The sequence below is a fragment of the Actinomyces denticolens genome, assembly GCF_002072185.1.
GTDB lineage: Bacteria > Actinomycetota > Actinomycetes > Actinomycetales > Actinomycetaceae > Actinomyces > Actinomyces denticolens.
Genome location: NZ_MVIW01000006.1, coordinates 1 through 13,322, shown reverse-complemented (window position 1 = coordinate 13,322; position 13,322 = coordinate 1). Strand labels below are relative to the sequence as shown.

Annotated in this window: 14 protein-coding genes and 2 tRNA genes; 6 read left to right on the top strand and 10 right to left on the bottom strand. The window is 69.2% G+C overall.

The window, feature by feature from the left end:
- Positions 1 to 26: 26 nt before the first annotated feature.
- Positions 27 to 296, top strand: coding sequence for a ribbon-helix-helix domain-containing protein (locus B1H55_RS02740; RefSeq protein ID WP_073451275.1), 270 nt, complete (start codon positions 27 to 29; stop codon positions 294 to 296).
- A gap of 85 nt (positions 297 to 381) precedes the next feature.
- Here B1H55_RS02740 and B1H55_RS12980 read toward each other — a convergent pair whose 3' ends face one another.
- The gene (locus tag B1H55_RS12980; RefSeq protein ID WP_256624027.1) at positions 382 to 504 is read right to left on the bottom strand and encodes a hypothetical protein; all 123 of its coding nucleotides are present in this window, start codon (positions 502 to 504) and stop codon (positions 382 to 384) included.
- Positions 505 to 1,122: 618 nt separating this feature from the next.
- On the opposite strand from B1H55_RS12980, the gene B1H55_RS02730 reads away from it, so the two are divergent.
- Positions 1,123 to 1,314: a hypothetical protein gene (locus tag B1H55_RS02730; RefSeq protein WP_073451194.1), complete on the top strand. Its 192-nt coding sequence runs from the start codon at positions 1,123 to 1,125 to the stop codon at positions 1,312 to 1,314.
- Positions 1,315 to 1,429: 115 nt separating this feature from the next.
- Positions 1,430 to 2,020: a hypothetical protein gene (locus B1H55_RS02725; protein WP_143163803.1), complete on the top strand. Its 591-nt coding sequence runs from the start codon at positions 1,430 to 1,432 to the stop codon at positions 2,018 to 2,020.
- 461 nt (positions 2,021 to 2,481) lie between these two features.
- On the opposite strand, the gene B1H55_RS02720 is transcribed toward B1H55_RS02725, so the two are convergent.
- The 8 genes from B1H55_RS02720 to rpmF all read right to left on the bottom strand — a co-directional run bounded on the left by B1H55_RS02720 (position 2,482) and on the right by rpmF (position 9,539).
- On the bottom strand, positions 2,482 to 4,107 hold the full coding sequence (locus tag B1H55_RS02720) for a hypothetical protein (RefSeq protein WP_073451192.1): 1,626 nt from the start codon (positions 4,105 to 4,107) through the stop codon (positions 2,482 to 2,484).
- A 20-nt stretch (positions 4,108 to 4,127) separates the two neighbouring features.
- Positions 4,128 to 4,484 carry an AAA domain-containing protein gene (locus tag B1H55_RS12755; RefSeq protein ID WP_231952587.1) on the bottom strand — a complete coding sequence of 119 codons (357 nt, stop codon included), beginning with the start codon at positions 4,482 to 4,484 and terminating at the stop codon, positions 4,128 to 4,130.
- Positions 4,485 to 4,487: 3 nt separating this feature from the next.
- On the bottom strand, positions 4,488 to 6,932 hold the full coding sequence (locus B1H55_RS02715) for an AAA domain-containing protein (protein ID WP_240494175.1): 2,445 nt from the start codon (positions 6,930 to 6,932) through the stop codon (positions 4,488 to 4,490).
- Positions 6,933 to 7,138: 206 nt separating this feature from the next.
- Positions 7,139 to 7,804: an NAD(P)H-dependent oxidoreductase gene (locus B1H55_RS02710; protein ID WP_077239912.1), complete on the bottom strand. Its 666-nt coding sequence runs from the start codon at positions 7,802 to 7,804 to the stop codon at positions 7,139 to 7,141.
- A gap of 206 nt (positions 7,805 to 8,010) precedes the next feature.
- Complete coding sequence (locus B1H55_RS02705; RefSeq protein ID WP_077239911.1) at positions 8,011 to 8,433, bottom strand: Hsp20/alpha crystallin family protein; 423 nt, start codon at positions 8,431 to 8,433, stop codon at positions 8,011 to 8,013.
- A 704-nt stretch (positions 8,434 to 9,137) separates the two neighbouring features.
- Positions 9,138 to 9,214 (bottom strand) — tRNA-Pro (locus B1H55_RS02700).
- A 53-nt stretch (positions 9,215 to 9,267) separates the two neighbouring features.
- Positions 9,268 to 9,338 (bottom strand) — tRNA-Gly (locus B1H55_RS02695).
- Between the two features lie 36 nt (positions 9,339 to 9,374).
- Positions 9,375 to 9,539, bottom strand: coding sequence for a 50S ribosomal protein L32 (gene rpmF / locus B1H55_RS02690; protein ID WP_073451189.1), 165 nt, complete (start codon positions 9,537 to 9,539; stop codon positions 9,375 to 9,377).
- Positions 9,540 to 9,790: 251 nt separating this feature from the next.
- Between rpmF and B1H55_RS02685 the strand changes: the two genes are divergently transcribed.
- From B1H55_RS02685 to epsC, 3 genes are all read left to right on the top strand, one after another.
- Complete coding sequence (locus B1H55_RS02685) at positions 9,791 to 10,522, top strand: IMPACT family protein (RefSeq protein ID WP_077240157.1); 732 nt, start codon at positions 9,791 to 9,793, stop codon at positions 10,520 to 10,522.
- Positions 10,523 to 10,941: 419 nt separating this feature from the next.
- Positions 10,942 to 11,880 (top strand): cysteine synthase A, encoded by a 939-nt coding sequence (cysK, locus tag B1H55_RS02680; protein ID WP_073451188.1) that lies wholly within the window; start codon positions 10,942 to 10,944, stop codon positions 11,878 to 11,880.
- Between the two features lie 154 nt (positions 11,881 to 12,034).
- Positions 12,035 to 12,610 (top strand): serine O-acetyltransferase EpsC, encoded by a 576-nt coding sequence (gene epsC, locus B1H55_RS02675; protein ID WP_077239910.1) that lies wholly within the window; start codon positions 12,035 to 12,037, stop codon positions 12,608 to 12,610.
- A 51-nt stretch (positions 12,611 to 12,661) separates the two neighbouring features.
- On the opposite strand, the gene B1H55_RS02670 is transcribed toward epsC, so the two are convergent.
- Positions 12,662 to 13,322, bottom strand: a 661-nt coding sequence (locus tag B1H55_RS02670; protein WP_276205175.1) for an Fpg/Nei family DNA glycosylase, incomplete at its 5' end; no start/stop codon positions are given.

Sequence of the window (13,322 nt, the reverse complement as noted above, 5' to 3'; positions counted from 1 at the left end):
GAAGGTATTTCGTATACACTATGTGTGTGGGTGAGCACCTCCTTCACGGCAGGATCGTGAGCGACGAGCAGATTCAGACCTGGGCTGACGAGGCCGAGGCCGGCTACGACCTGTCCCAGTTGCCCAGAGCGCGTCGGGGCCGCCCACCGGTGGGCGAGGGGCCTGGCGTGGTTGTTCCGGTCCGACTCGACGAGGCCACTCTCGCGGCGCTGATGGCGAGGGCCGAGGCCGAGGGCCTGGCCACTCGCTCAGACGCAGTCCGAGCAGCCGTGCGCGAGTGGGCGCACAGTGCCTGACCTGCATTCTTCGGCTCGCAAGCACTACCGCCGTGATCATCTCGACGACGAGGCCGTTCGCTACGCTGCTTCCCACGTGCTGAGTTCACGCCCGCTTGACGACGAGGACGACCCACGTCGTTGGCTCATGATCGCCGTCGATCCTGCCGGTCGCCTCCTGGAGCTCGTCACCCTCGTCTACGACGACGGCTATGAGTTGATCATTCACGCCATGAAGGCTCGCCCACACTATCTCAACGAGTTTTAGTCATCGTCTCCGACCTCCTCAGCAAAGCACCCGCCCCTCAGACCTTCTCTGGGCGGTCGACGATCGGGCGGCGGAAAGCAGAAGAGAGCCAGATGCCACGCATCACAGACACGCGAACATCGGGCCCATCCACGACAGGGACTCCGGGCACCTGCTTCCCGCTCCACCTCGTTGACGGCACAGCCAACTCATGCGGCTCCCCTCGCTTCGACATCACTCATCCGTGACGCCCAGGGGCAGCGGTGTGGGCCACGACCCCGCCGACAAGCTCCTGAACGTGATCCTGCAGGTCACGCGAGCCCAAGCTCCGCCTTGACCTCGTCCCAGGGGACGGTGCCGTTTTCAGCAATCCCGGCGCGGGCAGCCTCGGCGGCCTCGATGTCGGCGAGCCCCTCGGTCGCCTCGGTCACGGAGCGGGTGCGGCGGACCTGCGGGAGCACCAGCGAAACCGACCGCCCATGCCCTCCCGCCACCCGCTGCGGGCGAGCCCATCAGGCCCGGGCCTCAGGGATGACACAGGACCGGAACGTGTGAGATCCTGGCACGGACAGCACAGGACTCTCCGAGAGGGGACTGAGAATGACGGTGCGATACGAGACCTATACCGACGAGAAGCTGGATGAGCGCCGTGCGGAGATCAGGCGGCTCATAGCGGAGCCGGACTTTCAGGAGCGTCGGGACAGCGATCTTCTTCTCCCCCGGGAGCAGGCCCTTCTCGACGAACTCGAGGATCTGGAGTTCCTGAGCCATGACGCGCGGGCCGCTTCATAACCAGACCGACACCTTCGCCTCCGAGATCGTGGATCTCCTCACGAGCACCTTGGACGGTGTCGGAAGGGAGATTGACCTTATCGCGCGCCAGCGCGAGGACGACCAGGCTCGCAGCGTGACGCTGAGGACCGATGAGAACAGGCCGGTCACCGCGCATGTCAACGGCCGACCGCTACTGCGCCTCGACCTGTCCTACCAGCTCGAGCTCACGAATGACGGCAAGTACCTTCGCACGACACGATCATCCTTCCAGGTCAGAGGCATGGTCCCTCGGCGCGAGCCCTTCTTCCGCTACGACTTCTTGGCATCACCCCGTTCAAAGACCGTCCCGACGGCGCACCTGCAGGTCTACGGCCATCGGGACGATCTACTCCATGCCATGTACATCTCCAATCGGGCAAAATCAAAGCCGTCCCGGAGGAAGGATCTCGACCCGTCCTCTCCTCGGGGAGTCGGCATGATCCACTTCCCCGTCGGTGGAACGCGCTTCCGCCCATGCCTGGAGGACATTCTCGAACTGATCATCAACGAGTTCGGAGTAGACACGGTCGACGGTTGGCAAGAGGCTCTTACCACAGGACGCATCGCATGGCGGCACCTCCAACTGGCCTCAGCCGTGCGCGATGATCCAGAGACCGCGCGCAACGCCCTCAACGAGCTCGATAGAGGACGAAGCACCAACGAGGAGGGCCTCGGCCGTTACTGAGGCCCCTCACCTGGAGGAGAAGACGGATGCGCGATCATTCATTGGTAGGCGCTGACATCCGCGTCGGCGATAACAAGCGCTATCTCACCGGTCACTTCGACGCACTGCCAGACGTCAATTTCTCACAGGTCATAGGAGCGCTCGATATCACCAGATCTCTGCGCACAACTGGCTGAGCCATGGGCGAGAAACTGCAATGCGACCGAAGGAACTCCCGGCCGACCCGGACCAGCATCCTCGCCATACATGAACCGCAAGCACCTAGGACGGATATTGCCTCTCATAGTGAATAGTCGGCGATCGTCATAGCTGACTTGAGCGGCCTCGTCACCGTCGCGCTCCTTGCGCCAGAAAGAGATCCAGCCCACTCCCAACCGGAGTCAGGGCGGACTAAACTACCGTACGAGATGTTACTAGTCTCACATGATTCCAGTCAAGCGGATCGGCTCCCGCCACCCAGTTCAGCGGCTTCCTAGCGCGGCACGAGCCGGCCGCGGCAGGCTCAGGAGCGGGTCGTGCTCGCGCTCGTCGTCGGGCAGGTTCATCGCGGTTCGCAGCAGCGAGAGCGTCCGGTCGACGGCAGTCTCCCGGCTGGTCCCGGCCTCGGCCTTCTTGAACGTGACGGAAACGACATCGGCTCGCGTCACGATATGCACGGTTCGTACGGAGTCCTTGAGCCCGTCGTCGACGACGTACCGCAGGTCCTCAAGAGGCCTGAGAGCGTCGCGCGTCATCGTCAGGTCATGAAGCGTGATACGCCCCCACCGGCTCGTGGTGACGACGAGGTGGCGCGCCTCCTGGCCGACCTCCACCAGGGCGAGGAGCTCCTCGCCCGCCTCCAGCAGCCACCGCAGCGCCTCGCGCACGTTCTGCGCCGCGTTGGCCTCGCCGTCCTGGATCTCAGGGGCCAGCGGCTCGGGAGCAGCGAGGCGCACGTCGTCGAAAGCGTCAACGGCCTCGTCGATCATGCCGACGGCGTCACCAAGCGATGGGGCGTCGGAGCCCCCTCCGAACGGCAGACTCTTCACGACGCCCTCAAAACGCTTCCTCGCCTCATCGACAAGGCCCAGGTTCTCCTCCTCGATCATGAGGAGGTGGGCCCGCGAGTGGATGGAGGAGACGGCATTCGTCACCTCAGCCTCACGTCTGTGCAGATCCCTCTGCAGTTTCTGGGCTCGATGGTTCAGCAGGTTCTCCTCCGGTCCCTCGGCGAGAAGCGCACCGATGCTCATGATCCCGACAAGATCGCGCGCCTGCCAGACCGCGATAAGCGCACTGAGGTCGGAGGCGATCCCACCGCGCGCGTCGATCAGCTCCGTTGCATTCTGCATGTCCTTGGTCGGATACGCACGGGTCTTGCGGAGGAAACGCCTGTACATCTCGTCCAGGTCGCGGTTCTCAGCAAGCGCCTCGATGCTCCGCCGTGTGTTGCCGTTCTCGAGCCCGCACTGCAAGACCTCGTCGTACACCTCATGCACTCTGAGCAGAAGCGCTCGGAGCTTGTCGAGGTCCCGCTGCTCCTGCTCGGCACGAAGCGCGTCGAGCTTGTTCTCGATCCGTTTCGCCGTCGAGGCGAGGGCGGAGGCCTGGGCGCTGATCGCGGCGAGCGCCACGGCCGGTCCCATGCCCGCCAGGATCGTCACCGCTTGCGCACTGGTGGCGGGCAGCCACCGGACGGACTGCACGAAGCGCCCTCCCCCTCCGGCCAGCGTTCCGAGGTTCCACCCGCCCGAGACGACGGGCTGGGCGGTCCTCAACGCCCGCATGGTCTCGGGCGCCAGCCTCACGAGCCCGCGAGCGCTCAGCGCCGACCGCGCCCCCTGCACCACGAGGTTCGCCCCGGTGAGGGCGCCGGCGGCCGCATCTGTCAGGCCGGGCACGGCCATGACATCGACGTCGAGCAGCTGGGCGCCGTCGAGAGCCTTCAGGTCGATCCCGCCGTAGGCGATCAGCAGTCCGGGCAGGACCTCGACGAGAGCCCCGGTGGGCTCCGGCTCGACCAGAGCGCCGTCGTGCGCGGGGCCGCTGTCGATCGTCGTCTCGTTCGCGTCTATACACGCTCTTGACTCACGTCCCTGTGTGTCCACCGCCTCATTCTTCCACCTGGCTACGCCTCGTTGCGTCGAACGGTCATGCCGGCTCCGCCCCCTCCCTCTGACAGCACAGCCGACAGCTGGGAGAAGTAGTTGTGCTGCGCCCACGCGGCCCGGTCCCCGATGACGTACAGCCGTCGCTTCGCACGACTCGCGGCGACATTGACGAGGTTGACCGTCTGCGCCGCCCACGCCTTCGCCCCCGGTCGATCGGGATCGCCTCCCAGGACGAGGAAGACGACGTCGGCCTCCCGCCCCTGCGCGGTGTGGATCGTGCCGCCACGAAACCCCGGGTACTGGCGCTTCAGGGCCTCCAGCTCACCGGCCATCTCCCGGAACGGGGATATCGCGATGATTTGGGACGGGATCACGTCTCAACGCCCGAGGTCGGTGATGAGCATGCGCAGCTTCCTGACCTGGTTTGGCTGGGCGTGCGATCCGGGCTTGTCAGCAGGGACATCGATCCACTGGCTGCACGGAACGCGAGGGCCGTCAGGGCCGTCGAAGAGGTCGTTCCGGCTCGCGCGGGACCCGACCCCGCTGATCATGATGCCGTCGTAGGCGATCGTATTGCACAGCCCGAACATGGGCTCATCGCACCGCCGGTGCACCGTCAACGGGGAGCTGACCCATACGGGGCGCTCGGCCTGGTGAAGGGTTGTCCCGAAGGGGGAGACCCGATCGGTGAGGGTCTGCACCGACGCCCGTGGCGGGATCCACAGCGGATCAACACCGCAGGCGGCAGCGATGTCGAGCATGGCCTTGCGCGGCATCGTCACGACCGGCTCGAGCTGAAAGGGGTCGCCGACGGCCACCACACGCTTCGAGCGCCAGATCGCTCCAACGGCGTACTGCGGGGCGGCCTGGCCCGCCTCGTCGATCAGCAGCCACCCGAGGTCCTCCGGGCCGAGCGCCGCGAACATACGACCGTAAGAGGCGAAAGTCGTGGACACCACCGGGACGACGAGGAAGAGGGTCTGCCAGGCGGCACGGACCACCTCCCGAGGCAGCTCTCTCGGGGCCTCACCACTCACGACGTCCATCGCAGCACGCAGCCCCTCCAGCATCTTCCCGGCAGCGTTCGCCAGGAAGTCCTCGTGCAACCGCAACGCTGCGAGGAACAGCTCCGACCTGGCCTCGTCGATCTCGACGTTGAGCCAGGGAGCGCGCAGCTCACGCTGCTCCCCCTCCCACTCCGGGCCGGGGTACGCCTGTCCCAGTCGCTCACGCAGGTCAGCCAATCGGGCGCGCAGCTCCCTCTCCTCGCAACGGACCCGCTCGGCGACGTCCTGGGCGCCCAGCATCTCGCGCCGCAGAGCCTCCTCCTGCCGGCTCAAGTGCGCCGCCTGCTCCCGAAGGCCCTGCTCGGCCTCCTCCGCGGCCCGTAAACGCTGCTCGAGCGGGACCAGGGCACTCCTCCACTCGCGGGTCGAACGCCCCAGGGTCAGCAGCATCTCGAGGAGACCGGGACGGGTTTCCACGTGCCGGTTGCGGGCCTGCGCGGCCGTGTCGCGCTGCGCCCGGGCCTCACTGAGGGCCTGCTCGCATCTGCGCAGCCCCTCGGCGGTCTCCGCCAGGAGACCGCTCAGGCGGTGCATCTCGTCATCGGCCCGAACCTGCTCATCGCGGAGCTGCTCGAGGCGTTCACGGCAGGCTTGGGCCTCGCGCCGCACGTCCACGAGGTCGGCCACGCGCTGCTCGGCCCACCGGAACGAGGCGCACGCCTGCTGCCAGGTCGGGTGCGCCGCTCCTCCCCTCCAGTCCCTGAGCCGTGACTGCATGCGCGGCACGGTGCCGAATCGGCGCTGCCCGGTTCGCCGGTCGATCTTGTCGAACCAGAACTCGCTACGGAACGCCGCCCGGTTCCTCTTACTGCCCAGGCGCGCGGCCACGAGCCCCCAGGCAGGGTTACCACCTGACCGGCTACGAGCACCCTCGTCGTCTCGTCCTTCGTCATCCAGGTGTCGCCTGACTCCGCCCCAGTCGGCACCAGGGTTCTCCGGTCCCTCGTCATCGTCCTCGCGCCGCGGCGCGGACGCCGCGAGTAGCGCTGACGCGATATCCGAGAAGTAGTCGGCTCGGCCCCGCCACCGCTCGTCGATCGCGCTGGCACCGGGAATCTCGGTACTGACGTTCTCCACGGCCATGTTGTTCGCCGACGCCACCACCATCTCGAAACCGGTCAGCTCCTCACGCAGCCTGTGCACGATGCGCGGGTAGCTGCCCGAGATCCACCGCAGCGGCTCCCCGACGAAGGCGTCCTCTGCGCGTTCCAGCGCAGCCAGGCGCCGGGCCCGCTCAACGACGTTGCCCGCCACGATGTCGCGCAGCATGGTCGTCTTACCCGTCCCGGGAGGGCCGTTGACACCCATGAGGCCGTGCGTCGGGCCGAGGTCGAGTAGGGCCCGGTTGACGGCGAACTGCTGCCTGAGAGCAAGCGTGTGCTGCGGTGCCGAGGGCCATCGGCCCGCGGGAATCCTGTCCGCTCCCACCCCTGCGTTGACGACGTCGTCATCCTTCATAACGTCGATCCTCGCGTCGCTGGGCGATTCCGGGCGGCGATGCCCGGAGTCGGCAAGGTATGAGGCCAATGCCGTCGGGCACCGCCCGGTCGCGACGTCCGCGCGGACGGCGGCAAGGTCCTTGAGGAAGAAGCTGTTGAGGAAGTCGATATCCACGTCCCCAGTGTCAGTCTCGCGCACGCGGACGGATTCGATCACCACGCGCCGGCTCGCCAGCTCGGCTACGGCATCGATCCCCGAGACGCGGTGCGCGAGAGTGGTGAGCACGGACGGTGCGACATCACTACGGTCAGCCATCTCGGCGAAGCTCTGCTGAGTGGCGTCGAACTCGGTGACCCATGACGGGTTCGGCCTCTGCGGTTGCACGGCGAGCCTGGCGACAGCCCACAGGGAGGAGGACAGCACCCCCGAGCCCGGTACGAGGCACCCGTCGCCGTCGACCTGCACGCCCGCGCAGGCGCTGCGACCGCCGCGCCGCTCATCTCACCGTCCAGACCCACGGCTCAGCCGATGACCTGGACGACCTCGTCGTACTCGCGGCGGCGCTTGGGGTGGATCTCCTCGGCCCGGTACCCGAAGCCCGCCATCACCGACACGCCCCACTCGGCGGGGTCGATGATGCCCCGAGCGGCGAGCAGGTCGGTGACGGCGGTCACGGCGAATCCCTCGATGGGCACGGAGTCGATGTCGAGGGCGGCGGCGGCCGACAGCATGTTGGCCAGCGCGATGTAGGTCTGCCTCTGGGCCCAGTGGTCGACGTCCTCGGGCGAGGACAGGCCGAGCAGCTGCTCCTGGAAGCCCTTGAACATCTGGGACAGCTCGGAGTCGGGGTCGAAGTCGACGCCGAGGACGTCGTTGACGATATGCGCGGCGTGGGGGCTGTCGTGGACTACGCCCCTCTTGAACAGGACGATGACGAGCTCGGCCCCGCCACGCAGGACGGCGCCGGCGCCCACGGCCAGCGGCGCGAGCTCGGCGCGCAGGTCCTCATCGCGCACCACCAGGAACTTCCACGGCTCGTACCCGAAGGACGAGGGGGCCAGGCGCCCGGCCTCCAGGATCGCGCGCAGGTCCTCCGGCGAGACGCGGCGGTCGGGGTCGAAGGCCTTCGTCGCGTAACGGCGGTGGGCGGTGGCGATAACGGACTGGCGTTCGGTCTCAGTGGCCATGGCAGGGCTCCTGACGCAGGTGGAGGGATGGGACAAGTGTCCGCCTCAACTTAGCACCGACCAGACGGGGCGAGGACCTGTTCGGCCGTCCACCCGCCGACCGGGCCCCCTCGGCGATGCGCGACGATGTGGGCCGCGCCCCCTGCGCCGGGGCGCGGCCCATCATCGGTCCCGGGCCCTGCCGGACCTGATGGACCGCTGCTCGCTCAGGCCTCGATGACCTTGGAGCTGTCGCCGTGGGCGACGCTGATCTTGCGGGGCTTGGCGTCCTCGGCCATGGGGATGGTCAGGCGGAGCACGCCGTCGGAGTACTCGGCCTCGATGCGGTCGAGGGCCACCCGGCTGCCCAGCGTGAGCTGGCGGGCGAAGGTGCCCGTCGGGCGCTCACGGGTCAGCCAGGAGCGCTCGCCCTCGCCCGTGGTGGCCTTTCGCTCGGCGCGCACGGTGAGGGTGCGGTCATCGACGTCGACGTCCACGCTGGCGGGGTCCACACCGGGCAGGTCGATCTCCGCGTAGAAGGTGTCGCCCTCGCGGAACAGGTCCATCGGCATGCCGACGGCGGCGGGGGTGCGGGTCAGGTCCGTGAAGAGACGGTCCATGTCCTGGAAGGGGTTGAGGGTGCGAGCCATGATGTTCCTCCTGCGGCAGCTCACGGTTGTTGTCGGATGGTTCGCGGCCTCGGACCGGCCCGGGGGTCGCTGAGGGCCTCCGGCCAGGTCCTTGACCGCTGACACCCGTGACAACAGGACCGCCCGGGCAGGTATTCCCAGAAGTTGAGTCATGCTCACTCAATATTGTGTGACGGCTTGGAGGCCCCCAGGACGCACTCCGGAAGCGCTTTCAACGTCCGCGGCAGGGCCACACGCGAGCCCAACGCCGACCGACCGGGCGGTGGGGAGGGGCGTCCGCGGATGAGTAGGGCGAGTGGCCCACGACACCTCGAACAGCCACCGCCCGAGCGTTGGGATCGTCGGGCGTTTTCCGTTGGTCAAGGGTGACTTGGCCGGGCTGGTCGTCGCCCGGTCGCCGACGTGCGTTGGGGTTATGGACGTGCCCGGGGGTTGCGGACGCACCCCGGGGGCGCGTCGGCAACCCCGCCGCACGTCGGCAACCCCGGGGCACGTCCTCGATGGTCCTGGCCCTGCGGTGCTCACGACGGGCCCATCGATGCCCGGGTCGAGCCTCGCCCCGCCACCAGACCCGCCAGACCATGCCCGAACCTACCCCGCAGACCTCTCAAACACCCCTTGGCAAGCAAAAACCCGCGTCATGGGTCAACCATGACGCGGGTTTGAGTGTGAGGTTAATGACGCGGGTTTGAGTGTGAGGTTAATGGTCGGGCTGGCGGGATTTGAACCCGCGATCTCCTGCTCCCAAAGCAGGCGCGCTACCAAGCTGCGCTACAGCCCGAGGATGCGGCAGCGGGGCGGCCCTCCGTGAAGGGCGCCCCGCTGGCCTCATCGAGCGGGTGACGGGAATCGAACCCGCGCAATCTGCTTGGAAGGCAGAGGCTCTACCATTGAGCTACACCCGCAGAAGGCGGACGGCGCTGCCGCCCGCTCCGCGCACGTCAGTGCTCGAGAAGACCGGTCTTGTAGGCCTTCACCAGACGACGGGGCACGCTGATCTCACGGCCGTTCACCTTGATGGTGTCGAGCTGGGGGAGCTCGGCCTTCCACTGCGAGCGGCGGTTGCGGGTGTTGCTGCGGGACATCTTCCGCTTCGGCACTGCCATGGGCCCGCTCCTCTCAAAGTCTCCTTGGGATCTTCCGATCCCGGCAAACAGGACCAGGGGACACCATAGCCAGTCAGCGCGAGCCGCTTCCAGTTGGCAACGGCGCCCAGAGCTGTGACATCGGTCCCGTCAGCCCTCCACCGCCGCTGCTCCACGGCCCTTCCACGGCCCTTCCGCGACTCCCCACCGCGAGCCCGCGACCGGCCCGGCGATCGCCGGGGCGCTCATGGGACCATACTGCCGTGCCCAACATGCCCGCAGAGCGCCCCGCGCCCGCCTCCCCCGCCCCCGCCGACGGCGCAGCGCCCTGCCGGATCACGCTCACACCGGGCGAGCAGCCCGAGACGGACCTGGAGGTCAAGCGATCCCACTTCCTGGCGCGCGCCGAGCGGGCCGACGACGAGGACGCCGCCCGCTCCTTCATCGCCCGCATCCGCTCCCGCTACCCCGATGCCCGCCACCACTGCTCCGCCTTCATCGTCCCCCAACCGGGCGCCGCCCCCGGCTCCCCCGCGATCGAGCGCTCCAGCGACGACGGCGAGCCCTCGGGCACTGCCGGCCAGCCGATCCTGGAGGTCCTGCGGGGCAGCGGGCTGACCGGAGCGGCCGTCGTCGTCACCCGCTACTTCGGGGGGACCCTGCTGGGAACCGGCGGGCTCGTGCGCGCCTACTCGGAGGCCGCCTCCAAGGCCCTCGCCGCGGCCGCGCGCGTGAGCATCAGCGAGCGGGCGCTGTGGGAGGTGCGGGTGCCGGTGGCGCGGGCCGGCCGCCTGGAGGCCGAGCTGCGCGCCGCGGGGGCGGCCGACGGCGCACTGGCCGTGGAGGGGACGTCCTGGGGGGCGAGCGACGCCGTCGTCCTCCTGTCCACGCCGGTCGGCGCCCCCTCCCCCGATGAGCTCATCGCCTCGCTCACCTCGGGGAGTGCCAGGCCGTCCCCGGCCGGCACGAGGCTGGTCGAGTCGCCCCTCCGGCCACCGGCCTGAGCGGGGTCCGGGGCTTCCCCGCTCCGCTGACGGCGGATCGGGCCGGCTCACGGTCCGAGCCGCTTGACGTCACCCACCGGGGCGGCATTAGGGTCTGTTCCACAGCGCCCGTTGGCATTTCCCAGTCACGGCGCCATTCGCGAGAGGAGGACCCCCATGATGCCCGTGCCGGCCACGTGCCTCATGCGCGAGATGTCCACCTCCTGCAGCCTGTGTCGATAGAGCGCCAGGCTCCTCAAGACGTGCGCGCGTCGCTGCGCGCATGCCCGGCGCTCCGGGACCGCAGGCCCCTCGACCATCCCTGCACCATCGCGGCCGCGAACCGCCCCGTCATCCTTCACCCTCTTCCGTCTCCCGGACGCCCCTGAGCGCACCAGCGCGGTGGGCCCGGAGCGCCATACACACCTCAAGGAGAACCCATGTCCCACGCATCCCGCATCGCCGCGAACGTCACCGACCTCGTCGGCTCCACCCCGCTGGTCCGCATCAACCGCATCATCTCCGGCCCCGCCACGGTCCTGGCCAAGGTGGAGGCCTTCGAGCCCGCCAGCAGCGTCAAGGACCGCATCGCCCTGTCGATCGTGCGCGCGGCCGAGGCCTCCGGGCAGCTCAAGCCCGGCGGGACGATCATCGAGGCCACGAGCGGCAACACCGGCGTCGGCCTGTCGATGGTCGGGGCGGCCCTGGGCTACAAGGTCATCATCACGATGCCGGAGACCTTCTCCAAGGAGCGCCGCGCCCTCATGCGCGCCTTCGGCGCCGAGCTGGTCCTCACCTCCGAGGGCGGCGTGGCCGGGGCCGCCAAGCGCGCCGCCGAGATCCAGGCCGCCACCCCGAACTCGATCCTGGCGTCCCAGTTCACCAACCCGGCCAACCCCAAGGTCCACCGCGAGACCACCGCCCGCGAGATCCTCGAGGCCACTGACGGCAGGATCGACGCCTTCGTCGCGGGCATCGGCACCGGCGGCACGCTCACCGGCGTGGGCACGGTGCTGCGCGAGGAGCTGCCGGGCGTCAAGGTATTCGGCATCGAGCCCGCCGAGTCCCCCTTCCTCCAGGAGGGCGACTGGAACCCGCACAAGATCCAGGGCCTGGGCGCGAACATCGTCCCGGAGGTCCTCGACCAGGGGATCTGGGACGAGCTCCTGCACATCTCCTCCGACGAGGCCCTGGCCTACGCCCGCCGCGCCGCGCGTGAGGAGGGCCTGCTCGTGGGCATCTCCTCCGGCGCCGCCCTGGCGGGCGCCGACCTGCTCTCCCAGCGCCCGGAGCTGGAGGGCAAGACGATCGTCACCGTCCTGCCGGACACCGGCGAGCGCTACCTCTCCACGCCGCTGTACGCCGAGTACCTCAACTGAGCCACCAGTCGCCCGACGGCGCCCGAGGGCTCGCCCCAGCGCCGACGGCGGTGGTCCCGGGAACAGGATCGCCGCCGTCGGCGTTGGGGCATGAGCCGACGGCGCGAGCCGCTCCCCGCGCCCGATCAGAGCGCCCCACCGACCGAGGAGAGTCATGTCCCACAGCCACCGCTCCCTACTGGCGCAGGCCAAGGAGGACCTCGCCACCGCGCGGCGCCGGGACCCGGCCGCCCGTACGAGCGCCGAGGTCGCCCTCCTCTACCCAGGTGTTCACGCCGTGTGGGCCTACCGGGCCGCGCACCGGCTGTGGAACGGCGGGCACCGCTTCGCCGCCCGCGCCCTGTCCCAGGCCGCCCGCAACCTCACCGGCATCGAGATCCACCCCGCAGCCGAGATCGGCGAGCGCTTCTTCATCGACCACGGCATGGGGGTCGTCATCGGCGAGACCGCGGAGGTGGGCGACGACGTCCTGATGTACCACGGGGTCACGCTCGGCGGGGTCTCCATGAACCCCGGCAAGCGCCACCCCACGATCGGCAACAACGTGCAGATCGGGGCCGGCGCGAAGGTACTGGGGCCGGTCACCGTGGAGGACGGGGCGAAGATCGGCGCCAACGCGGTGCTCATCAAGAACGTCCCGCAGGGGCATGTCGCGGTCGGCGTGCCCAGCCGCGTGCGCGACCCCAAGGTCGATCCCGAGCTCATGACCGATCCGACGATCTACATCTGACCGGACCCTCCACATCTGATCGCCTTCCGCCCCGCGCAGAGCGGGGCGGCCTCAGGCGCGCTGGCAGGCCGGGCACCAGAAGAGACGGCGCCCGGCGACTTCCCGCTCCGCGATCGGCGTCCCGCAGCGCAGGCAGGGGCGCCCGGTGCGGTGATACACGTACCAGCGGGCGGCCTCCGGATCATCCTCGGGCAGCGGTGAGGGGACGTCATCGAGGTCGACGGTCGTGATGAACCCCGTGGCCACTCCGTACTCCATGAGAGGGACCAGATCGTCCCACACCGCCCTCAGGCGCTCCCGGCTCACCCGGTTGCCCGCCCTGAAGGGGCTGATGCCGCAGCGGAACAGCGTCTCGGCGCGGTAAATGTTGCCCGCGCCGGCCAGCACCGACTGATCCATGAGCAACTCGCCGATCGCCTTGCGGCGCGCCTTGGCCGAGGCCACGAAGGCCTCCCGCTCCCCGTCGGCGCGAAGCGGGTCGGGGCCGAGGCGACGGCGCACCGCCGCCACGCCCTCGGCGTCGAGCACCTCGCAGGCGTTCGGCCCGGTCAGGTCCGCCACCCCGTGCTCACCGAGCAGGCGCAGCCGGACGGCGCCGCGCGGCTCGGGCGGCACCCACGCCCCGGGCCGGGCGCCGGACGCGCCGCCCCCATGACCCGCGCCGCCATCCGCGTCCTCAGCGCCCCCTGCCAGGCCCGCCAGCGCCGAGCCG

What these genes read in the sequence shown, in the direction of transcription:
- B1H55_RS02730 (WP_073451194.1), top strand. Translation starts at nt 1,123, where the DNA reads ATGACGGTGCGATACGAGACCTATACCGACGAGAAGCTGGATGAGCGC.
- B1H55_RS02710 (WP_077239912.1), bottom strand. Translation starts at nt 7,804, where the DNA reads ATGGCCACTGAGACCGAACGCCAGTCCGTTATCGCCACCGCCCACCGC.
- B1H55_RS02715 (WP_240494175.1), bottom strand. Translation starts at nt 6,932, where the DNA reads ATGGCTGACCGTAGTGATGTCGCACCGTCCGTGCTCACCACTCTCGCG.
- B1H55_RS02685 (WP_077240157.1), top strand. Translation starts at nt 9,791, where the DNA reads ATGCCCGCAGAGCGCCCCGCGCCCGCCTCCCCCGCCCCCGCCGACGGC.
- B1H55_RS02705 (WP_077239911.1), bottom strand. Translation starts at nt 8,433, where the DNA reads ATGGCTCGCACCCTCAACCCCTTCCAGGACATGGACCGTCTCTTCACG.
- epsC (WP_077239910.1), top strand. Translation starts at nt 12,035, where the DNA reads ATGTCCCACAGCCACCGCTCCCTACTGGCGCAGGCCAAGGAGGACCTC.
- cysK (WP_073451188.1), top strand. Translation starts at nt 10,942, where the DNA reads ATGTCCCACGCATCCCGCATCGCCGCGAACGTCACCGACCTCGTCGGC.
- rpmF (WP_073451189.1), bottom strand. Translation starts at nt 9,539, where the DNA reads ATGGCAGTGCCGAAGCGGAAGATGTCCCGCAGCAACACCCGCAACCGC.